At 43.5% G+C, this 21,549-nt stretch carries 19 protein-coding genes; 16 read left to right on the forward strand and 3 right to left on the reverse strand.

The features are described from left to right. The first annotated feature begins 297 nt into the window (after positions 1 to 297). The 16 genes from L1D21_RS07355 to L1D21_RS07430 all read left to right on the forward strand — a co-directional run bounded on the left by L1D21_RS07355 (position 298) and on the right by L1D21_RS07430 (position 16,696). A complete protein-coding gene (locus tag L1D21_RS07355; protein WP_239844933.1) occupies positions 298 to 1,626 on the forward strand; it encodes a M28 family metallopeptidase in 1,329 nt (442 codons plus the stop codon). 421 nt (positions 1,627 to 2,047) lie between these two features. Then, positions 2,048 to 4,141, forward strand: coding sequence for an elongation factor G (gene fusA, locus L1D21_RS07360; RefSeq protein ID WP_239844589.1), 2,094 nt, complete (start codon positions 2,048 to 2,050; stop codon positions 4,139 to 4,141). A gap of 367 nt (positions 4,142 to 4,508) precedes the next feature. Next, positions 4,509 to 6,137 carry a methyl-accepting chemotaxis protein gene (locus L1D21_RS07365; protein WP_239844590.1) on the forward strand — a complete coding sequence of 543 codons (1,629 nt, stop codon included), beginning with the start codon at positions 4,509 to 4,511 and terminating at the stop codon, positions 6,135 to 6,137. A gap of 104 nt (positions 6,138 to 6,241) precedes the next feature. Next, on the forward strand, positions 6,242 to 6,628 hold the full coding sequence (locus L1D21_RS07370; protein WP_239844591.1) for an ACT domain-containing protein: 387 nt from the start codon (positions 6,242 to 6,244) through the stop codon (positions 6,626 to 6,628). 35 nt (positions 6,629 to 6,663) lie between these two features. Further along, a complete protein-coding gene (locus L1D21_RS07375) occupies positions 6,664 to 6,924 on the forward strand; it encodes an HPr family phosphocarrier protein (protein WP_239844592.1) in 261 nt (86 codons plus the stop codon). 11 nt (positions 6,925 to 6,935) lie between these two features. Beyond that, the gene (ptsP, locus tag L1D21_RS07380) at positions 6,936 to 8,642 is read left to right on the forward strand and encodes a phosphoenolpyruvate--protein phosphotransferase (protein ID WP_239844593.1); all 1,707 of its coding nucleotides are present in this window, start codon (positions 6,936 to 6,938) and stop codon (positions 8,640 to 8,642) included. A gap of 69 nt (positions 8,643 to 8,711) precedes the next feature. After that, positions 8,712 to 9,221, forward strand: a complete 510-nt coding sequence (crr, locus tag L1D21_RS07385) for a PTS glucose transporter subunit IIA (protein ID WP_239844594.1) — start codon at positions 8,712 to 8,714, stop codon at positions 9,219 to 9,221. Positions 9,222 to 9,420: 199 nt separating this feature from the next. Continuing rightward, positions 9,421 to 9,762, forward strand: a complete 342-nt coding sequence (locus tag L1D21_RS07390) for an ArsC family reductase (RefSeq protein WP_239844595.1) — start codon at positions 9,421 to 9,423, stop codon at positions 9,760 to 9,762. Then, the gene (dapE, locus tag L1D21_RS07395; protein WP_239844596.1) at positions 9,762 to 10,892 is read left to right on the forward strand and encodes a succinyl-diaminopimelate desuccinylase; all 1,131 of its coding nucleotides are present in this window, start codon (positions 9,762 to 9,764) and stop codon (positions 10,890 to 10,892) included. The genes L1D21_RS07390 and dapE overlap by 1 nt, the downstream gene beginning before the upstream one ends. Further along, the gene (locus L1D21_RS07400; RefSeq protein ID WP_239844597.1) at positions 10,886 to 11,560 is read left to right on the forward strand and encodes a M15 family metallopeptidase; all 675 of its coding nucleotides are present in this window, start codon (positions 10,886 to 10,888) and stop codon (positions 11,558 to 11,560) included. The genes dapE and L1D21_RS07400 overlap by 7 nt, the downstream gene beginning before the upstream one ends. A gap of 15 nt (positions 11,561 to 11,575) precedes the next feature. Then, entirely contained in the window at positions 11,576 to 12,409 is an 834-nt protein-coding gene (locus L1D21_RS07405; protein ID WP_239844598.1) for an alpha/beta hydrolase, read from the forward strand. 89 nt (positions 12,410 to 12,498) lie between these two features. After that, a complete protein-coding gene (gene can, locus L1D21_RS07410; RefSeq protein ID WP_239844599.1) occupies positions 12,499 to 13,110 on the forward strand; it encodes a carbonate dehydratase in 612 nt (203 codons plus the stop codon). A gap of 205 nt (positions 13,111 to 13,315) precedes the next feature. Next, positions 13,316 to 14,500: an 8-amino-3,8-dideoxy-alpha-D-manno-octulosonate transaminase KdnA gene (gene kdnA, locus L1D21_RS07415; protein ID WP_239844600.1), complete on the forward strand. Its 1,185-nt coding sequence runs from the start codon at positions 13,316 to 13,318 to the stop codon at positions 14,498 to 14,500. 92 nt (positions 14,501 to 14,592) lie between these two features. Beyond that, positions 14,593 to 15,663, forward strand: a complete 1,071-nt coding sequence (gene kdnB, locus L1D21_RS07420) for a 3-deoxy-alpha-D-manno-octulosonate 8-oxidase KdnB (protein ID WP_239844601.1) — start codon at positions 14,593 to 14,595, stop codon at positions 15,661 to 15,663. A gap of 70 nt (positions 15,664 to 15,733) precedes the next feature. Then, entirely contained in the window at positions 15,734 to 16,471 is a 738-nt protein-coding gene (gene kdsB, locus L1D21_RS07425; RefSeq protein ID WP_239844602.1) for an 8-amino-3,8-dideoxy-manno-octulosonate cytidylyltransferase KdsB, read from the forward strand. A 12-nt stretch (positions 16,472 to 16,483) separates the two neighbouring features. After that, complete coding sequence (locus L1D21_RS07430; RefSeq protein WP_239844603.1) at positions 16,484 to 16,696, forward strand: DUF2897 family protein; 213 nt, start codon at positions 16,484 to 16,486, stop codon at positions 16,694 to 16,696. 86 nt (positions 16,697 to 16,782) lie between these two features. On the opposite strand, the gene L1D21_RS07435 is transcribed toward L1D21_RS07430, so the two are convergent. From L1D21_RS07435 to L1D21_RS07445, 3 genes are all read right to left on the reverse strand, one after another. Then, complete coding sequence (locus L1D21_RS07435) at positions 16,783 to 17,118, reverse strand: hypothetical protein (RefSeq protein ID WP_239844604.1); 336 nt, start codon at positions 17,116 to 17,118, stop codon at positions 16,783 to 16,785. 166 nt (positions 17,119 to 17,284) lie between these two features. Continuing rightward, on the reverse strand, positions 17,285 to 20,383 hold the full coding sequence (locus tag L1D21_RS07440; protein ID WP_239844605.1) for an efflux RND transporter permease subunit: 3,099 nt from the start codon (positions 20,381 to 20,383) through the stop codon (positions 17,285 to 17,287). Beyond that, on the reverse strand, positions 20,380 to 21,465 hold the full coding sequence (locus tag L1D21_RS07445) for an efflux RND transporter periplasmic adaptor subunit (protein ID WP_239844606.1): 1,086 nt from the start codon (positions 21,463 to 21,465) through the stop codon (positions 20,380 to 20,382). The genes L1D21_RS07440 and L1D21_RS07445 overlap by 4 nt, the downstream gene beginning before the upstream one ends. Positions 21,466 to 21,549: the final 84 nt, after the last annotated feature.

The raw sequence follows: 21,549 nt of genomic DNA on the forward strand, positions 1-21,549 counted from the left end.
CAAACAGAGATTATAACAGAACGACATCAATGAGGTGAGAATAAGATGGCTATAAAATTTGTTACAAACATCAGCTTATCAAACAGATGCATTCTGCCGTGCAAGCTGGTAGTTTAATCGACGCTATATCTTAATTATTTATAACCTTAACTAGATTGGTTTCGTCCATACCGCTTTGCCCAAAAAGTTTGCTCCAATAATCAAAACAACAATGAGGCCAACATGAAGTTTCATCTTGCTCCCAGTCATCATCTTTCTCGTTTATTGCTCGCCTCGCCGCTGCTTATCTGTCCGCTGATGTTTTCTACTACCGCCTCGGCCAAATCAGACAGCATCAGCGTACCAGCGACAGAAGATCTGCGCCTTTATGATATTGCCACCGCGCCCAATAGTGATCGCATCATCAAAGATGTGCAAACCCTGGTGGACTTTGGGACTCGCCATACCCTTTCTGACACAAAATCTGAGACCCATGGCATAGGGGCTGCTCGCCGATGGATAAAAGCGGAATTTGAACGCATTTCAGCACAATGCGGTCAATGTCTGGAAGTTATCGAAGTCAGCTCAACCAACACAGGTAAACGCATTCCCAATCCAACTGAAATCGTTAATATTATCGCTATTCAAAAAGGACAAACCGATCCAAACCGCGTGGTGATGATGAGTGGTGATATCGATTCACGCGTCAGCGATGTGATGGATTCTACCTCTATCTCTCCCGGTGCCAATGACAATGCATCCGGTGTGGCAGGTGCGCTTGAAGCGGCCCGAGTTCTATCTCAATATCAATTCAATGGAACCATAGTTTACGCGGCGTTATCTGGTGAGGAACAAGGTCTTTATGGCGGCGCAGCATTGGCGCAATACGCACAGCAACATGATTGGCATGTAGAAGCCGTGCTCAATAACGATATGATAGGTAACATCCAAGGCATTAACGGCGTAGTGAGCAATCATACTGTTCGGGTGTTTTCTGAAGGTGTTCGTATTGCAGAAACCCCAGAAGAAGCCAAAGAGCGATATTTCAGTGGCGGTGAAAATGATTCATCCTCTCGTAATCTGGCGCGTCATATCAAGTCGCTTGCAGACCAATACATGACCAACCTCGATGTTAAGCTAATTTATCGCTTAGACAGATTTGGACGTGGCGGACATCACCTACCCTTTAACAAAGCAGGCATGCCTGCGGTGCGAGTGATGGAAACCAATGAAAACTATAATCGCCAACATCAAGATATTCGTGTTGAGAATGGTATCGAATACGGTGATGTCATTTCGGGTGTCGATAAAGACTTTACCGCCAAACTCACCGCACTCAATGCCATCAGCTTGGCAGCGATGGCTTGGGCACCAGCGCCGCCCACTAATGTCACCATTAGCGGGGAAGTCACAGCCGATACCCATTTGAAATGGCAAAAATCAGATCGTAAAGAGGTTGTGGGATATCGCGTATATTGGCGCGATACTACTGAAAGTGAATGGAGCCATAGCCGTTATGTAGGCAATGTCGATCAATTTACTCTGAAAAACATGGTAATAGATAACTATCTCTACGGTGTCGCTGCGGTAGGCAATAATGGCAATACCAGCCCGGTTGTTTTTCCTGGCCGAACAGGCGCATTTTAACGACTCGACTGTTGAGCTTTGATGGTTCAACATCCCAAAGTTGGTGTAGGCATTATCTACACCAACTGTTAAAAAGTTCTCAGCAAAAACCATTCTGTATATCGCCACCAGATGCTTGAAAAAACTCTTAAGATAAGCCTAATCTCAGCATATTTTTGTCACATAATTATCTGTACTGAACCAAGCTCACAATTGCATAAAATGATATAAGAAAAAATCTCGACGGCTGTTAACGGTCAAAAATCAAGCAACTTCCGATATCACAAGGCTTTTACTGGTGTTACCTGTCCACCCGAACATCAAAAATCGGACTTATTTAACCAAATTTGCAGGATTTTAATAAAAATCTATTAAAACAATTCCAAAAGTATTGATATACTTCCCCCCGAATTTTAGAACGTAACTCCAATAGAGTAGAAAAATGACTGATTTATCAAAGTACAGAAACATTGGTATCTTCGCTCACGTTGATGCGGGTAAGACCACCACAACAGAGCGTATCCTTAAGCTAACCGGTAAGATCCATAAGATCGGTGAAGTTCATGACGGTGAATCAACAACCGACTTCATGGAACAGGAAGCTGAGCGTGGTATTACCATTCAGTCTGCTGCTGTAAGTTGCTTCTGGAACGATCACCGTTTTAACGTTATCGACACCCCTGGCCACGTTGACTTCACAGTTGAAGTTTATCGTTCTCTGAAAGTTCTTGACGGTGGTATCGGTGTATTCTGTGGTTCTGGTGGTGTAGAGCCACAATCAGAAACTAACTGGCGTTACGCGAACGAATCAGAAGTATCTCGTATCATCTTCGTAAACAAGTTAGACCGTATGGGTGCAGACTTCCTACGTGTTGTTAAGCAAACTAAAGACGTACTAGCGGCTGTACCATTAGTCATGGTTCTGCCTATCGGTATCGAAGATGAGTTCAAGGGTGTTGTTGACCTGCTAACTCGTAAAGCTTGGATTTGGGACGAAAGTGGACAAGCTGAAAACTACAGCATTGAAGACATCCCAGCAGACATGGTTGATCTAGTTGAAGAATACCGTGAGCAACTGATCGAAACAGCTGTTGAGCAAGATGACGATCTGATGGAAGCTTACATGGAAGGCGAAGAGCCTTCTCTGGAAGACATCAAGCGTTGTATCCGTAAGGGTACACGTGACCTAGCCTTCTTCCCAACATACTGTGGTTCTGCGTTCAAGAACAAAGGTATGCAGCTTCTACTAGACGCAGTTGTTGATTACTTACCATCGCCAACTGAAGTTGATCCACAAGATCTAACTGATGAAGAAGGTAACCCAACTGGCGAACACGCTATCGTTGACGCAGATGCGCCATTAAAAGCACTTGCGTTCAAGATCATGGACGACCGTTTCGGTGCCCTGACCTTCGTACGTATCTACTCTGGTCGCATTAAGAAGGGTGACACTATCCTTAACTCTGCAACAGGTAAAACTGAGCGTGTTGGCCGTATGGTTGAGATGCAGGCAGATGAGCGTAACGAACTTGAATCAGCACAAGCGGGTGACATCATCGCTATCGTTGGTATGAAGAACGTGCAAACGGGTCACACATTATGTGATGTTAAGCACCCATGTACTCTTGAAGCCATGGTGTTCCCAGAGCCAGTTATCTCTATCGCTGTAGCGCCAAAAGATAAAGGTGGTAGTGAGAAGATGGGTATCGCTATCGGTAAGATGATCGCAGAAGATCCATCTTTCCGCGTAGAGACTGACGAAGACTCTGGCGAAACCATCCTTAAAGGTATGGGTGAGCTTCACCTAGACATTAAGGTAGACATCCTCAAGCGTACCTACGGTGTTGAACTGATTGTAGGTGAGCCACAAGTGGCATACCGTGAAACTATCACTCAACCAGTTGAAGATAGCTACACCCATAAGAAACAATCTGGTGGTTCTGGTCAGTTTGGTAAGATCGACTATGTTATCCGTCCTGGCGAGCAAAACACTGGTTTTACATTCAAGTCTTCAGTTGTCGGTGGTAACGTACCTAAAGAATTCTGGCCTGCAGTTGAAAAAGGTTTCGCATCTATGATGCAAACTGGTACAGTCGCTGGCTTCCCAGTATTAGACGTTGAACTAGAACTGACTGACGGTGCATTCCACGCAGTGGATTCATCAGCTATCGCTTTCGAAATCGCTGCTAAAGGTGCATTCCGTCAATCTATGCCAAAAGCTGGCGCACAACTTCTTGAGCCAATCATGAAGGTTGACGTATTCAGCCCAGAAGACAATGTTGGTGATGTGATCGGTGACCTTAACCGTCGTCGTGGCATGATCTCTGGTCAAGAAGCTGGCGTAACTGGTGTTCGTATTAAGGGTGACGTACCGTTATCTGAAATGTTCGGTTACATCGGTTCACTGCGTACAATGACTTCAGGTCGTGGTCAGTTCTCTATGGAGTTCTCACACTACGCACCTTGTCCAAACAGTGTATCTGAAAAAGTTATCGCTCAAGTTAAAGAGCGTAAAGCAGCTGAAGCTAAGAAGTAATTTTACTTTCTAAGCGACAGTTTTAATAAAACCCTAACAATTTTGATTGTTAGGGTTTTTTTATGGTCTCACAACAGCACTACCCAAAAAGCGTGATTTTATTCGTTACATAATTACCACGCTATTATGTTATTCAGCAAAAAAATCATGTTCTTATACTGATCGGTATAACTCCCTCTAAAATGGTCCATTTGCAGCATAAATAGTGAGCTACATTGATAAGCTATTCAGTGTTAATAAATCCTAGCGTGACCTCGCTCAACTATTTGATAAACAAAAGACAAACAGCTATTCAGTCATTCAATATTTTACCGATAAAAGGTATATTCACTTCGGTTACCTGACGACCTAAAAAATAAGGGCTTCTATGCTTATTCTGCTCCGACGTTTCACCATACTACAGCGACTCATTTTTATGTTATTTCTTGCTGGCATAGGAACAATCGTCTTTGCTAGTTTTTCCATTTATGAGCAGAAAACGAACCTTATTGAACAGAAATGGCTACAAAATGATGCTCAGCTGTCCACAGTGTTCAGCATTCTGTCAGCATATGATAAGCAAGCCTCCCATCAACAAGTCTCAATCGACACCGCGAAACAACAAGCTGCAGATCTCATCCAGCAAATCCACTACAGCAATGAAGGCCATTTTATCCTGCTTGATAACAATGGAGTGGTCATTGCTAATGGGGCTAACGCCAATGATATCGGTAAAAACATATCTACATTGAGCAATAACAGATCCCTCGCTAAATTGGTCAACCAAGCCAAAGCCACAGGTAAATCTAGCCTAGAAGTCGAAACCATCAACCCAAATAGTCGACAACCTGAAATGACTTTGATTGAAGCCAGAAGTTTCGAACAGTGGAGTTGGACCATTATCACTAGCGCCTATATGAGCGACGTGAATGAAGCCACGGTAGCAGTAATGTACGACTATTTGCTGATCATGGTGTTAATTTCTGCACCTATTTTTGCTTTCTTTTTGGTATTAAATCATTCGATTAATACCCCACTTGTTCAAGCAATCGATGCCATGAATGATATCGCCCAAGGCGATGGCGACCTGACTAAGCGACTACCTACCGAAGGCAATGATGAAGTGGTTGAGCTTGCTAAGGCTTTTAATATTTTTGTAGCTAAAATCAATATGATGGTGGCAAATCTTCAACCTGTAGGCCATGAATTAAATCAGGATGCTGAGCAGCTTCTGAATGCAGTGAATGAATCAAATGCTAGTGTCGATCATTTGCATCAAGAAACCAGCAGTGTGGCGACAGCAATTAATCAGATGCTTTCGACCACCCATGAAATGGCCAACAGTACTCAACAAGCTGCCGATGCAGCCAACAGCGCTAAACAGCAAGCACAAGACAGTAAAATGCAAATGGACAGCACTGTAGAGAACACCCAAAAACTAGTAAACGAACTGCGGATTGCAGAATCGACCACCCAACACCTTGGGGTTTCATCTGAGCAGATTGGTAATATTCTCGATGTGATCCGTGGTATTGCAGACCAAACTAACCTACTTGCTTTAAATGCCGCCATAGAAGCCGCGAGGGCTGGAACCCATGGCCGTGGCTTTGCCGTAGTGGCTGATGAAGTTCGTGCTCTGGCTAACCGAACCCAAGATTCCACTAATGAGATTCAAAAGATTATATCTGACATCCAAACCGGTGTAGCCAGTGTCATGAGCAGTAATAGTGAAACTCAGGGACAATCAGAACAATTACAACATCAGGCGCAAGCGGTAGGAGAATCACTTAACGCTATCTTAGACTTTATCGCCCATATCAGTGATATGAACACTCAGCTTGCCAGTGCCACTGAGGAGCAATCTTTAGTCACCGAAGAAATTAACCGCAATATTTGCAGTATTACTGAATTATCAGAGGTTTCTGTTAAAGCCAATGAGAGTAATCGCCTAGCAGCTGAATCATTGAAAGAAATTAGCCTGAGCAGCACTACAATATTGAGCCAGTTTAAAGTCTAATTTGTTGTTGAGGTTAAATAGTCAGGAGAAGCATATCGCTTCTCCTTTTTTTTGGCTAAATTATGATAAGATTATCGCCAATTTGCAAAGGAGAGCTCTGTGCCATGGTTCGTATGACATTAGCCGTACATCCGCAGTTATACAGCATTCATAGCTTTCCACCTGAGGATAAGCTTGATCCACGAGTGTTTCAACAACCGATGTTTTTTATTGGGAAAACACAAGATGAACTCTCGGTTGTGGTACCTGCAGAGTTAGCATTGGACAGTATTGAACAAGAACCCGATTGGCGCTGTTTAGAAGTCGTGGGGCCTTTAGGTTTCTCGATGACAGGGATTTTAGCCAGTGTTTCAGGCACCTTAGCAGAAGCGAAGATCAGTATCTTTGCCCTATCGACCTTTGACACTGACTATATATTGGTAAAAAAAGACAAGCTTGAACTTGCCATTAGGTCATTAAAAAAATCCAATTATCAAATAATCCATTATTAATTGTTGTACCAGAAAATGTTACGAGTAGTTATCAGATGACATACGAAAAAACCGTCACCATTACCGCAGAGCATGGGATCCATACGCGTCCAGCCGCCATGCTAGTTAAACAAGCAAAACAATTTGATTGTGATATCTTAGTCGAATGCCAAGGAAAACAAGCCAGCGCTAAAAGCCTCTTTAAGTTACAAACCTTGGGTTTATATAACGGGGTTTCGGTCACGGTCAGTGCTAACGGCCCTCAAGCTCAGCAAGCAGTTGAAAGCGTATCGGCATTATTAATCACTCTTAGTTAAAGGATTTTAGGATGATAATCAAAGGGATTGCTGTTTCAGCCGGTATCGCACTTGGGCAAGCTAAAGTGTTTCGGCCTCTGGACTGTCCACTTGATTATCATCTTCTCCCCCCCTCAAAACTCAAACAAGAATGTCGTCATCTTCAGCAAGCACTCAACAACTTAATTGAACAAATTAAAACTAGTGCTAAGCATCTCAATGTTGACAGTGAGCATTACCAATTAATTGAAGCCGATTTGCTGCTGCTTGAAGATGAAGAACTTCAGCAAGAATTGATCAATACCATTACCCAGTTGCAATTTTCAGCCGCCCTTGCCGTAGAACATACTTTTGCTAAACAAGCACAGGCGATGCGCGAGATGAACAGTGCTTATCTTAGCTGTCGTGCAGAAGATGTATTGAGTCTTGGGCAGCGGTTAGTCAATTTGTTGTTAACCGGTGAGTGTGTGCAATTATCCGCCTTACCTGATAACTGTATTGTGTTAGCCAAAGATATTACGCCTGCCGAATTTGCCACCTTACCTTTAGATAAAATTGCTGGTCTAGTGTTACAGACCGGCGGTGTTACCAGCCATACGGCAATCTTAGCGCGCAGCGCTGCAATCCCCACGTTGATGAGCTGTCCCTGTGATTTAGATATAATCATTGATGGCACTACAGTAGCTATCGACGCTTTACAAGGTGAAGTCATTATCGAGCCTACGGCAGATCAAATCGAACTGCTACAACAACTACAGCAACAGGCAATCCAACGTAAGTTAGGGCTGGAAAAATTTAAACACCAGCTAACACAAACCCAAGATGGCCATCAGGTGGCTTTGCTGGCAAACGTTGGCTCGATTAGCGAGATCAATCATCTTGCCGAAGTTGGCGCCGAAGGTGTCGGGCTATTCCGTACTGAATTTATGTTCATGAATAGCGATCAACTCCCTGATGAGGAGCAACAGTATCGGCTTTATTGTGATGCCTTACGCTTGCTCGATGGCAAACCACTGACGATCCGCACTATCGATCTGGGCGCCGATAAAGATGTGCCGAGTCTTACCATGCCCAAAGAGGAGAATCCCGCCTTAGGTGTGCGTGGCATACGTTATACCTTAAGCCATACAGCCCTGTTTCGCTCTCAGCTACAAGCCATCTTACGCGCTGCCAATCATGGTCCTATCCGCTTGATGTTTCCTATGGTTAATCAGGTTGAAGAATTAGATACGGTATTTGAAATTATTGAGCAATGTAAACTTGCACTCAATGAGGCCGAGCAAGGTTATGGCGATGTGGAACTGGGCATTGTGGTTGAGACCCCTGCAGCGGTGATTAATCTTGAGTCCATGCTTCCTCTACTAGACTTTATCAGTATCGGCACTAATGATTTAACCCAATATGCAATGGCTGCAGATAGAACCAACCCTTACTTTATCAATAAGTATCCGGTGTTATCGCCCGCGATAGTGAAGCTGATAGCTCAAACCATTAATAGTGCAAAACAGCAAAATATCACAGTATCTGTATGTGGTGAGCTCGCCAGTAATCCAATTGCTGCGCCGCTGTTAATTGGACTCGGAGTCGACGAATTAAGCGTCAGTATTGCTTCATTACTGGAAGTCAAACAGGCGCTCAGTCAATGGTGTTACGAAGATTGTGTCACCCTTGCTCAGCAAGCCACTGTGACAACGCGCATAGCTGAATTAAATCAATTGCTAACATGCTGTCACTCTTGATAATTTTTGGGTATGCTTAACCTAAGTTAGAGCACGCAAGAATAATGATAAATGTATAGGGGCTAATGAATGGGATTTTTAAGCCGAATTAGACGATTAATATCTGGACAGCCACCTGTGACTGGCGGCATAGATATTTTAGCTCCCGTATCGGGAGAGATTGTCGCCATTGAAAAAGTACCCGATGTTGTATTTGCCGAAAAAATTGTCGGCGATGGTATCGCGATCGCACCTAAAGGCAATCTTATCTTGGCGCCTGTAGACGGCACCATAGGAAAGATATTTGAAACTAATCACGCCTTCAGTATCGAGTCTCCTCAAGGTTTAGAGCTGTTTGTGCATTTTGGCGTTGGTACGGTAGAACTTAGAGGTAACGGTTTTAAACGTTTAGCTGAAGAAGGACAAACGGTCAAAGCCGGTGATGCTATTTTAGAGTTCGACTTAGAATACCTAAAATCCCATGTAGACAGCCTGCTCACGCCTGTTGTTCTTGCTAACATGGAAGATGTTCAATGCATTGTAAAACACCAAGGTTCAATTGAAGCTGGCAAAGATGTCATCTTCACTGTTCAGCTGTAACCCACTCTTAATTATTCTTAATTGCGCCCTGCCTGGGCGCTTGCCCCCAAGAGCCATATTCAACTCAGCTTGATTACTCAACAAACACCCATAAACATACTTGAGCCAGACAGCACTCAATGACACAATGCACACATTAATACCCATTATGATAAAACCCTGAGCACAACAATAAGCAGACGTTACAAGGAGAACTGGTTTGACCCTATATGGCATCAAAAATTGTGATACGGTGAAAAAAGCCCGTAAATGGCTCGAAAGCAACAATCAGTCTGTAACCTTTCACGACTTTCGTGAAAATGGATTAACCGTTGAAGATATTCAATCTTGGGTCAAACAAGTGGGTTGGGAAGCCCTGTTCAACAAACGTAGTACCAGTTTCCGAAATCTGTCTGATGCAGAAAAATCCGATCTCGACCAAGATAAAGCCATTACCTTAATGCATAGCTACCCAACATTGATTAAACGTCCGGTGTTAGTATTTGAACAGCAGATTTATGTGGGCTTTAAAGCCGAACAATATCAGGAGATATTTCAGTAATGGCTCAAGAGGTTCTGGCTCTCGCGCAAGATCTTATTTCACGCCCATCGGTAACACCACTGGATGAAGGTTGTCAGCAACTGATGGCAGAACGCCTATCAGCGAAAGGGTTTAATATCGAATCTATGGTGTTTGAAGACACCACTAATATGTGGGCAAGACGCGGTACTGAAGCGCCAGTGTTTTGTTTTGCTGGCCATACCGATGTTGTGCCCGTAGGTGATTTAAATCGTTGGCATACACCACCGTTCGATCCTGTGGTCATCGATGGCTACTTACATGGCCGTGGCGCCGCCGATATGAAAAGCTCACTCGCTGCCATGGTGGTGGCCACTGAACGCTTTGTGGAAAAGCATCCTGATCATAATGGCTCTATCGCCTTTTTGATCACCAGCGATGAAGAAGGTCCATTTATTAATGGTACTACGCGCGTTATCGATACCCTTGAAGCCCGCAATGAGAAAATCACTTGGTCTTTAGTTGGTGAACCCTCTTCAACCCATAAGCTGGGTGATATCGTAAAAAACGGCCGCCGTGGTAGCTTAACAGGTCACCTCACGGTCAAAGGAATTCAAGGCCATGTTGCCTATCCTCACCTAGCCGACAACCCAATTCATAAAGCGGCACCAGCTTTAGATGAGTTGGCCAAAATGAGATGGGATAACGGTAATGAATTTTTCCCGCCCACCAGTTTTCAAATCGCCAATATCAATGGCGGTACCGGCGCATCTAACGTCATCCCTGGGGCACTAGAGGTGATGTTTAACTTCCGTTACTCTACCGAAGTCACCGCTGAAATTCTTATTCAACGAGTACTCAACATTCTTGATGCTCACGGACTAGATTACGATATCGACTGGGTCTTCAATGGCTTACCTTTCTTAACAGGTGAAGGCCCCCTACTCGATGCTACTAAAGAAGCGGTTAAAACTATTACAGGTTTAGATACTGATCCTCAAACCTCAGGTGGCACTTCAGATGGTCGCTTTATTGCTCCAACGGGTGCGCAAGTGTTGGAGCTGGGTCCTGTCAATGCCACGATTCACAAAGTGAATGAATGTGTTAAGGTCGATGATATCGAGCAGCTCGCCCTGGTCTATGAACGTATTTTGGAAAACCTATTGTGTTAACGACTGATGTTTATGGTCTTGGCGATGCGCCATTAGTGGATTATCAAGGCCATTTACTCGAAAGTGATACCGCCGCTCAACTGCAAAAGCTCCAAACGGCGGCAGCGAAGGATGATATCAGCATCACCATCTGCTCCGCATATCGCAACTTTGAGCGCCAACTTACTATCTGGAATGCCAAAGCCAGCGGTCAACGTACCTTATTGGATAAAGACTCTCAGCCTATCTCCTTCGATTCTCTTAATGATGATCAATTAATAGATAGTATTTTGCTTTGGTCTGCATTGCCGGGAATTTCTCGCCATCACTGGGGCACAGATGTGGATCTGTTTGATGCTAAACGTATTAATCAAGCCAATCTAAAGCTTGTTGAAGCCGAATATTGTGCCACCGGTCCCTGCCATAAAATGCACACCTGGCTCAGTCAATATGGCAGTGACTTTGGCTTTTACTTCCCTTATCAACCCGGTTTAAGCGGAGTGAGCGCCGAACCTTGGCACCTAAGTTATTATCCCAAAGCCAAGCAATATCTCAGCGAGCTTAATATCGAGCAACTGAGAGCACTGTTATCGAAACAGGATATGTTACTTAAAGATGCCGTTTTAGCCAGATTAGACAGTATTGTTAACGAGTTCGCCTTTCGTATCGCTCCTGAACCACTATCTTAAATTGAAATAACATACATGAATCTCAACCAGTATCGTCATCACATCACCATAGAACAACAGCAGCTCAGTTATCTTGATATTGGTAGCGGGCCTACATTGTTATTAGCCCATCCTTACCTTTGGGATAGCCAGATGTGGGTGCCACAAATTGCAATACTAAGCCAACATTATCGCTGTATTGTTAGCGATCTTTGGGGCCATGGCAATTCCGCGCCAATGCCTAAAACTTGCCATTCGCTCAAAACATTAGCCGAGCATCACCTCGCATTAATGGACAATTTAAATATCGACCAGTTTTCGATTATTGGCTCAGGCATTGGTGGTATGTGGGCTGCAGAGCTATGTTTATTGGTGCCACAACGGGTCAATAGCTTAACCTTGATTGGCTGTTTTCTTGGATTTGAACCAGAAGTCAGCCGAGCTAAATACGATAAGATGCTCGACAGCGTTCGCCAGCAACAAGCTTTTCCAATTGAGCTTGTCGATGAGATAGCACCGCTATTTTTTGCAGCCGATATCACAGAGCGCAAGCCTGAATTACAAGCACAATTCAAGCAGGCTTTAGCTGCCCTTCCTAGGGACAATATTGAGTCAATTGTTCGCATCGGACGCATGATGTTTGCGCGCCGAGACATAATGGAAGATGCCACATTATTAACACTTCCTTGCCTGATCATGGTTGGAACCGAGGATAAACCACGCCCCGTACTTGAAAGCTATTTAATGCATGATGCGATTGATGGCAGTGAATTTATTCATATTCCTCAGGCAGGCCATATGGCAACACTTGAGCAAGCTGATTTTGTTAATCAACAACTTATGACTTTCCTAAGTCACCGACTAGGTTAAGATTAGGCGTCACTGAATAGACCACAGAGTGAGATTTTCGGTGATACAATGACAATAATAATCTTCTTAATAGACAAGACATTATAAAAATGAAATTACTGAAACCTTTGTTTGATAATAATCGCCGCTGGGCGGGTCGTATTCTTGAAGAAAATCCAGCTTTTTTTCAACAACTTGCACAGCAGCAAAATCCCGAATATCTATGGATTGGCTGTTCCGATAGTCGAGTGCCATCAAATCAAATCATCGACTTGATGCCAGGTGAAGTCTTTGTTCATCGCAATATTGCAAACATGGTGATCCACACGGATCTTAATTGCTTATCAGTACTACAATATGCCGTTGAAGTATTGAAAGTGAAACACATTATGGTTGTCGGCCATTATGGTTGCGGTGGTATTAAAGCTTCTATGGGCTCCGACCGTTTAGGGCTTATCGATAACTGGTTGGGTCATATTCGTGATATTCGCCGCCTGCATCAAGATGAGCTAGATAAGCTCGATGAGAAACAGCGTTTCGATCGTTTATGTGAGCTTAATGTTATTGAACAAGTAGGTAACGTTACCAGTACCACTATCGTTCAAGATGCGTGGGCTAAAGGACAAAACGTTGCGGTTCATGGCTGGATCTACAGCGTTGAAAATGGTCTATTGTCAGACCTTGATGTCACAGTTGATAACGAGATATTGAACAACAAATAATCTCACGTCATTCAAATAATAATGACAACCTAAGCGTATGATGCAAAATCATGCGCTTTTTTATTATTGTCTTAGTAGCAAAGCAAATATTTTCCTTTTTTAGTAAATATTCCTTAATAAACATCGCAGTTTCTACTTCATCCCAGTTATAATTCAGTATATTTTTTTCGCGCAACACGCGCAGCGAATGCTAAGGAAACTTTCCATGCCTGGTTTTGAATTATTTGGTCCTGAAGAAAAGCAAGAAGTTGCAGATGTAATGGAGAACGGGTTTACCTTCCGTTATAACTTTGATCACATGCGTAATGACCGTTGGAAAACGCGTGAAATGGAAGCCCTACTCTGCGAAAAGATGAACGCTAAACATGCTCACCTTGTATCGAGTGGTACTGCAGCATTACAAACGGCAATGGCTGCTGCAGGAATCGGTGCAGGTGATGAAGTTATCGTGCCTCCGTTTACCTTTGTTGCATCAGTTGAAGCAGTATTTATGGCTGGTGCAGTGCCTGTATTTGCTGAAATCGATGAAACCTTATGTTTGTCTCCTGAAGGTATCGAAGCAGCAATCACGCCACGCACCAAAGCCGTTAACCTAGTACATATGTGTGGTTCTATGGCCAAGATGGATGAGATCAAAGCCATATGTGACAAGCACAATTTGGTTTTACTCGAAGATGCTTGCCAAGCCATTGGCGGCAGTTATAAAGGACAGGCATTAGGCACTATTGGTGATGTCGGTTGTTACTCATTTGACTCAGTTAAAACCATCACTTGTGGTGAAGGTGGCGCTATCATGACGAACAATGAAACCATCTACAACCACGCTCACATGTTCTCTGATCACGGCCATGACCATGTTGGTAATGACCGTGGTGCAGAAGGACATCCGATTATGGGGCTTAACTTCCGCATCTCTGAAATGAACTCTGCATTGGGTCTTGCTCAGCTACGTAAGTTAGATACCATTATCGATATTCAACGCAAGAATAAAAAGCTCCTAAAAGACGCGATGGCTGATATTGCTGAAGTTTCATTCCGTGAAATTCCTGATCCCGAAGGTGATTCAGCAGGCTTCTTGACTTTTATGATGCCGACCGAAGAACGTACTATCGAGATCAGCAAAAAACTGGCTGAAAACGGTGTAGATGGCTGCTTCTACTGGTATGTTAACAACTGGCACTACCTAAGCAATTGGAAACACATTCAAGAGCTTAAGTCGCCTGCTGCTTTGCCGATCACACTAATTGCAGACAAACCTGACTATACTCAAGTGTCTGTACCTAAATCAGATGCCATCATGAGCCGTACCATCTCAATGCTCATCAAGTTGTCTTGGACAGAAGAAGAAATCCAGCAGCGTATCGCGAACATTCAGCGTGCTTTTGCTTAATTAGTTTCTAAAGTTAACACCCCTATCGAGCCTTTAATCCTAATGGCTCGATAGTACTTTTTACAGTACTAGTCTCAACGGAGAATGTTGTAATGAGTTTCAAAAATTTTAAATGCGTACCTAAAATGATCTTTGGCCGTGGTTGCTTTGTTGATCTGGACAAAGTATTGGGCGAAGAGCGTAAAGTTGAAGATGACTTTGTGGTTTTTCTTATCGATGATGTTCATCAAAATAAACCATTAGCTGAACGCGTTCCAGCCAAAGACCATGATCTGGTTATCTATGTCAATGTTGATGAAGAACCAACAACAGTACAAGTCGATTCATTAACTGAACAGGTTCAAGCCTTCAATAGTAAATTACCAGTAAGCGTAGTTGGTCTTGGTGGCGGCTCAACCATGGACTTAGCCAAAGCGGTGTCTTTGATGCTCACTAACCCTGGTGGCAGTGCAATGTACCAAGGCTGGGATCTTATCAAGAACCCAGCGGTTCACCATATTGGTATTCCAACTGTTTCAGGTACCGGTGCAGAAGCCTCTCGCACCGCAGTATTATGTGGCCCTGTTAGAAAGCTAGGTTTAAACTCGGACTACACTGTATTCGATCAAATCATTATGGACTCTGAGCTCATCGCTGGGGTGCCAACGGATCAATGGTTCTACACAGGTATGGATTGCTATATCCACTGTGTTGAATCATTGCAAGGCACTTATTTGAATGAGTTTGCTAAGGCCTTCGCAGAAAAGTCGATGGATCTTTGTCTAGAAGTTTTCATTGACGACCATCCAGAAAAAGATGACAAGTTGATGATGGCATCTTACATGGGCGGAATGAGCATCGCCTATAGCCAAGTAGGTGCGTGTCATGCCGTTTCTTATGGTCTAAGCTATGTACTAGGTTATCATCACGGCATCGGTAACTGCTTAGCCTTTAACGTCCTTGAAGAGTTCTATCCAGAAGGCGTGGCTGAATTCCGCACCATGATGGAAAAGCACAACATCACCCTTCCTAAGAATATCTGTAAAGATCTTCCTGATGAGACGATTGCTAAAATGGTTGCCGTCACGAAGAGCATGGGTCCATTATGGGACAATGTTTACGGTAGTGGATGGGAAGAGAAAGTAACCGACGAGATGCTCACCAAGTTATTCCGTCGTATTTAATGGTGTCATAAAAGGGCTCATCTCGGGCCCTTTTATTAATATCCATGCAATGACCAATTAAGGTATATCTATGAATGTAACTCTGTTAATCCCTGCACGCTATGGCTCTAGCCGCTTTCCCGGTAAACCGCTAGCACCGATTAACGGCAAGCCGATGATCCAACATGTCTATGAACGTGCTGGCTTGGCCAAAGGATTAACCGCCATCTATGTGGCAACCGATGACGATCGTATTAAAGAAGCGGTTGAGTCTTTCGGTGGTAAAGTGGTAATGACTGACGCTAATGCCGCCTCTGGAACCGATAGAATTGAAGATGCCATTACCCAACTAGGGCTTGCCGATGATGATTTAGTGATCAACCTACAAGGCGATCAACCCCTTATCGATCCTATATCAATAGAGCAAATCATCACGCTTTTTGAACGTCATCCGGGTGAATTCTCAATGGCCACTTTAGGATATGAGATCACCGAAGAGCATGAACTCAATGACCCTAAGCATGTTAAGATGGTGTTTGATAACGATTTTAATGCGTTATATTTTTCTCGTGCCCGCATTCCTTTTGGACGAGATACCAACGACTACCCTGTGTATAAACACTTAGGTGTTTATGCCTATACCCGAGAGTTTATTTCAACCTTTGCTAAGTTACCGCTAGGACGCTTAGAAGATCTCGAAAAGCTTGAGCAATTACGAGCCCTTGAACATGGCTATAAAATCAAGGTCGCCATCAGTGCATTCGACTCACCAGAAGTTGATACTCCAGAAGATATTCGTATTTGTGAAAAACGCTTAGCAGTAGATTAAGCCGAGGAAGCTATGTCAGATCTTGAAGTATGGTTGATCATCATTCTGGTTATTGGCGTTATTGCCAGTAATATTGCAGTGTTAAAATACAGTGCAAAGTTTAAGATGCCACAATTTGGCAAGGACGATTTAACTAAACCTAAGCCTACTGACAAAACCCAATTACCTGACAGTAAAACGGTGAAGCAAGAGCAAGACACCAAGCACTCAGATAATGATAATTAGCAATAGACAATAAAAAAGCTTACCTAGGTAAGCTTTTTTATTGTCTATTGCTATTAAGCCCATGATTTTTAATCAAGTACATTTCATTATTGAGTCACTTGTAGCTCATGGGTCAAAAGATTTATCCAGGCTTGATTATCCGCCACGATAAATTGGTAATGCTCACCATTTTCCATGGTCACTTCAACACCATTTGGGGTAATAGGTAAAATACCCGCCCCTTTGCCCCAACAAGATTTGATTTTAACTATGTCGCTGAGTAAAAGCTGATAAGGACCATAATAACTTTTAGGATCATGTGCTTCGAAACAAAGCTGTTCCCTAGTCTTAGTTAACCTTCCATCGACACGAATCGCTCCCTTTTGAAAGCTTGCCTGTGATGTTTTAGACTGGCTATCATCCATTATAAACACTTCCCGCATAGTCCCTCCTCATCCATTATATTTAATACCAATCAGTATAAGAAAAAGCTCTACTCGACTAGTTTTAGCACTTCTTTATACCGATTTGTATGAAATTCAATATAAAATACATCAAATAAAAAAGCCAACCGTGAGGTTGGCTTTGACAGCATGACACTAAAATAGCCTATGATGGTTCATTAAGCTCTTTATCCAATACCTTGGCTATTGTCTCTGGTGAGCTAGTATTTCTCGCGATCAGAGAATACATTACAGGGATCACAAATAGCGTAAAGAAGGTCGCTAAGATGATGCCTGATAACACGACAACACCAATAACAAAGCGAGTCTCTGCACCTGCGCCTTGTGCCAACACTAACGGAATAGCTCCCGCTGCGGTGGTAATTCCCGTCATCAGAATGGGACGTAAGCGCTGACATGATGCTTGGATAATAGCATCATCAAACACGATTCCCTTATCACGCAGTTGATTGGCAAATTCAACGATCAATATACCGTTTTTCGCCGCCAATCCCACTAACATGATGATCCCGATCTGACTATAAATATTCAGACTTTGTCCGGTTAACCACAGCCCAATCAAGGCTCCTAATGTTGCTAAAGGCACAGTTAACATGATCACAATTGGGTGAATATAGCTTTCAAATTGCGCTGCTAACACGAGGAAAACAATACCCAGCGCCAGCAAGAAGACGAAATACATCGAGCTTCCTGACTCTTGATAGTCTAACGACTGTCCCTTATAACTGATCACCGCTTCTGCTGGCAGATAAACATGCGCTATATCATTTAAGTAATCTAATGCTTCGCCTAAGCTGTAGCCATCAGCCAAGTTAGCCTCAATAGTGATAGCACGCATACGATTGTAACGATTTAATTGGCTGGCATCGGCAAACTCTTCCACATTGACTAAGTTGGCCAAGGGGATCAACTCACCGCTTCTATCTGAACGTACATAGATATTGGTCAAATCGGTGGCAGTATTCTGATTATCACGATCTCCTTCGATGATCACATCATACTCTTCACCATCGCGCATGAAGGTAGTTACCAAACGTGACCCCAACATCGACTCTAACGTTCGACCAATATGAGAGATAGACACCCCAAGGTCGGCAGCGCGATCTTTATCTATCACCACCCTCAACTGAGGCTTGGTCTCTTTGTAGTCATGATCTAAACCAATTAAGTTTGGATTCTCTTTGGCTTTTTCTAACAAAATATCACGCCAATTAGCCAGTTCTTCATAGCTTGGTCCCCCCAGTACAAACTGTACCGGTTTACCCACACCACGACCAAAGGCCTGACGCATCACCGGAAATGCTCGAATACCGGCCAAGTCTGATAAACGCTGGCGTATATCAGCAATTATTTCAAATGCAGGACGACGTGTTGCCCAATCTTCAAGCACAATGATCGCCATACCATTAGAAAAATTGGCACTGCGACCAAAACCACGTGGAGCACGGATCAATAAACGTTTGATATCACCACTATCCACCAAAGGCATTAGACGTGCTTCTATTTCATCCATATATGGCGTCATGTATTCAAAGCTTGCGCCCTGCGGTCCATCGACAATCAAGAACATCGAGCCTCTGTCTTCGCGAGGTGCAAACTCCTGTGGTACTTTAGTCATTAAATAGCCACTGGCTGCTAAAGATAAAAACACAAAGGAACTGATCAAGATTGGATGCTTCATCGATCTCGCTAATATGCTGCGGTAAAATGCAGTAAACTTGTCCATTCCCGCATCAATCTTTCGCACTAACCAACCATCTTGAGCAGCAGGTTTTAGCAGCTTCGAACACATCATTGGGCTCAATGTCAGTGCAACGATGCTGGAAAAAATCACCGCAGCACTCATCGCCACAGCAAATTCTTTAAACAGTTTACCTAAATCGCCATCAAGGAAAGTGATAGGCATAAATACCGCAACCAATACTAGGGTGGTAGCTACAATCGCAAAGCCAACCTCTCTTGCACCTAAAAATGCTGCTTTGAGTGGTGAATCCCCTTCTTCAATTCGTCTATGAATGTTCTCTAACATCACGATGGCATCATCAACCACCATACCGATAGCAAGAATCATCGCCAATAAGGTGAGTAAGTTGATGGTATAACCTAAGGCAAATAACACGATGAAGGTAGCCATGAGAGAAACGGGCACTGTCAACGCGGGGATTAACATGGCTCGCACACTACCCAAAAACAGATAAATAACCACAATCACCAAAAACATAGCGATAAACAGAGTCTGATAAACCTCGTTAATCGATGCCTCGATAAATACTGAGCTATCGTAGGAGCGCTTAATTTCCATACCTGCGGGGAGCGTTGGGTTGATTTTATCAACCAAAGCATTTGCAGCTCTAGCTACATCAAGAGTGTTTGCCGTTGACTGTTTGGAAACCCCCAAACCAATCATCGCCTCTTTATTGCCTCTAAAAGTGATACGTTCCTCTTCGGAACCAATCTCAACTTTTGCAACGTCACCTAACTTGATTAAATAGCCATCTTCACCTTCGCTTAACACTAAGTTTGAAAAGTCTTCGGCGGTTTTAAAAGTACGCTCGAGACGCACAGTAAAGTGACGCTCTTTAGACTCAACAGAACCCGCGGGTAACTCAACGTTTTCAGAGCGCAGTACCTTTTCAATATCTGCAACGGTAAGGTGTCTTGCGGCTAAGGCTTGACGGTCTATCCAGATCCGCATGGCGTAGACTTTACCGCCACCGAGTCGAATATTGGCTACCCCGTCAATAACCGAAAAACGATCTTCCAAATAACGGCGAGCATAATCGGTAAGCTGAAGGGTGTTCATCTGATCAGACACCAAATTGAGCCACATGATCACTTCATCACCGCCATTAGCTTTTTGAACTTCTGGGGGATCGGCTTCTTCAGGAAGATTATTCAGTAAACCAGAAATGCGGTCACGTACATCGTTAGCGGCGGCTTCAATGTCGCGACCAACATCAAATTCAAGCGTGACCGAAGAACGTCCATCGCTGCTGGATGAGTTGATGTTTCGAATTCCCTCTACACCACTGATCCGATCTTCAACCAACTGGGTAATGCGGCTTTCGACAACTGCCGCACTCGCACCACGATAGTTTGTCTGTATAGAAACAATTGGCGGATCGATATTAGGATATTCACGAAGTGGCAGCTTATCGAAAGATACTAAACCGAAAACAATCAGTAATATGCTGATAACGGAAGCAAAAACCGGCCGTTTTACCGACAAATCTGTCAGCATCATACGGTAGGTCCTACCTTAGCTTGATCCTGAAAACTAAAGTTTTCACTGGTCTCAACTTTAACACTGTCACCAGGACGCACCTTGAGGATACCGCGGATCATCACCTGTTCACCTACCTCGATACCACCAACAATTTCTACCCAGCCTCGCTTGCGAATACCCAGTTTAACTTGACGACGCTCTACGATGTTTTCATCGTTTACTAAATAGACAAAGTGGTCTTTTTGAATGGGAATAATGGCAGATTCGGGAATGATTAACCCGTCACGACTCTGTTTAATCAGTTTAACTGTCATCAACATACCTGGAAGCAAACGCAACTTCTTATTCGGGATCTCGGCGCGAACCACCACAGCACGTGTGACAGGGTTAATTCGGCTGTCTACCGAAACAACTTTACCTTTAAATACTTCATCATCGAAGGCAACCGCAGTTGCTTCTACCTCTTTACCTATCTCTATCGATTGTAAAAAGCGTTCAGGAACTGAAAAATCAAGTTTAATCACCGAAATGTCATCCAGTGTAGTGATCACAGTACCAGGAGTGACCAAGCTGCCTAAGCTCACTTGGCGTAAGCCTAAGCGACCCGAAAATGGGGCTAGAATATGTCGATCTTTCAGCGCTGACTCAGCTTCATCTAATTCAGCCTTAGCGGTATCGATTAAAGTTTGCAGTCTGTCTCGCTCAAGCTCGGCGACAGTTTGACTGGTAACCAATGAACTAATACGAGCCAATTCGCGCTTATGATCTTTCATCTTAACATTAGCAACTGTAACTCTGGCAATTTGCTCACGATCTTGCAAACGTACCAACATCCGCCCTTTCTCAACAATGTCACCATCGTCAAAGTTAAGCTCTGTTACCATATCAGTCACTTTAGGTGTAACAGCAATAGATTCGTTAGCTTTGGTAGTACCTAATGCTTCAACCTCATCACGAATGGGCTGCATTTCTGCTTTAGCCACTACCACGTTCGGTGTAGGACGAGCTTGTGATTCGGCCTTGCTAGCAGGTTGATTTGAATAGAAATAGTAAGCGGCTCCTGCCGCTAAAAGTATTGAGAATATTATAGTTTTTTTCATCAATCTTCCAAAAGAGATCATTTTGTTAACGGTAGTTTACCTAGGAATATATGCGCTTCAAGGTGTTTTACTTTTGCTTACAAA

Origin of the sequence: Shewanella sp. Isolate11, from assembly GCF_022398315.1 — a bacterium.
Lineage (GTDB): Bacteria > Pseudomonadota > Gammaproteobacteria > Enterobacterales > Shewanellaceae > Shewanella.

What these genes read in the sequence shown, in the direction of transcription:
- crr (WP_239844594.1), top strand. Translation starts at nt 8,712, where the DNA reads ATGGGATTTTTAAGCCGAATTAGACGATTAATATCTGGACAGCCACCT.
- fusA (WP_239844589.1), top strand. Translation starts at nt 2,048, where the DNA reads ATGACTGATTTATCAAAGTACAGAAACATTGGTATCTTCGCTCACGTT.
- L1D21_RS07370 (WP_239844591.1), top strand. Translation starts at nt 6,242, where the DNA reads ATGGTTCGTATGACATTAGCCGTACATCCGCAGTTATACAGCATTCAT.
- L1D21_RS07440 (WP_239844605.1), bottom strand. Translation starts at nt 20,383, where the DNA reads ATGATGCTGACAGATTTGTCGGTAAAACGGCCGGTTTTTGCTTCCGTT.
- L1D21_RS07430 (WP_239844603.1), top strand. Translation starts at nt 16,484, where the DNA reads ATGTCAGATCTTGAAGTATGGTTGATCATCATTCTGGTTATTGGCGTT.
- L1D21_RS07405 (WP_239844598.1), top strand. Translation starts at nt 11,576, where the DNA reads ATGAATCTCAACCAGTATCGTCATCACATCACCATAGAACAACAGCAG.
- L1D21_RS07365 (WP_239844590.1), top strand. Translation starts at nt 4,509, where the DNA reads ATGCTTATTCTGCTCCGACGTTTCACCATACTACAGCGACTCATTTTT.
- can (WP_239844599.1), top strand. Translation starts at nt 12,499, where the DNA reads ATGAAATTACTGAAACCTTTGTTTGATAATAATCGCCGCTGGGCGGGT.
- kdnA (WP_239844600.1), top strand. Translation starts at nt 13,316, where the DNA reads ATGCCTGGTTTTGAATTATTTGGTCCTGAAGAAAAGCAAGAAGTTGCA.
- kdnB (WP_239844601.1), top strand. Translation starts at nt 14,593, where the DNA reads ATGAGTTTCAAAAATTTTAAATGCGTACCTAAAATGATCTTTGGCCGT.
- ptsP (WP_239844593.1), top strand. Translation starts at nt 6,936, where the DNA reads ATGATAATCAAAGGGATTGCTGTTTCAGCCGGTATCGCACTTGGGCAA.
- L1D21_RS07435 (WP_239844604.1), bottom strand. Translation starts at nt 17,118, where the DNA reads ATGCGGGAAGTGTTTATAATGGATGATAGCCAGTCTAAAACATCACAG.
- L1D21_RS07355 (WP_239844933.1), top strand. Translation starts at nt 298, where the DNA reads ATGTTTTCTACTACCGCCTCGGCCAAATCAGACAGCATCAGCGTACCA.
- kdsB (WP_239844602.1), top strand. Translation starts at nt 15,734, where the DNA reads ATGAATGTAACTCTGTTAATCCCTGCACGCTATGGCTCTAGCCGCTTT.
- L1D21_RS07375 (WP_239844592.1), top strand. Translation starts at nt 6,664, where the DNA reads ATGACATACGAAAAAACCGTCACCATTACCGCAGAGCATGGGATCCAT.
- dapE (WP_239844596.1), top strand. Translation starts at nt 9,762, where the DNA reads ATGGCTCAAGAGGTTCTGGCTCTCGCGCAAGATCTTATTTCACGCCCA.
- L1D21_RS07445 (WP_239844606.1), bottom strand. Translation starts at nt 21,465, where the DNA reads ATGAAAAAAACTATAATATTCTCAATACTTTTAGCGGCAGGAGCCGCT.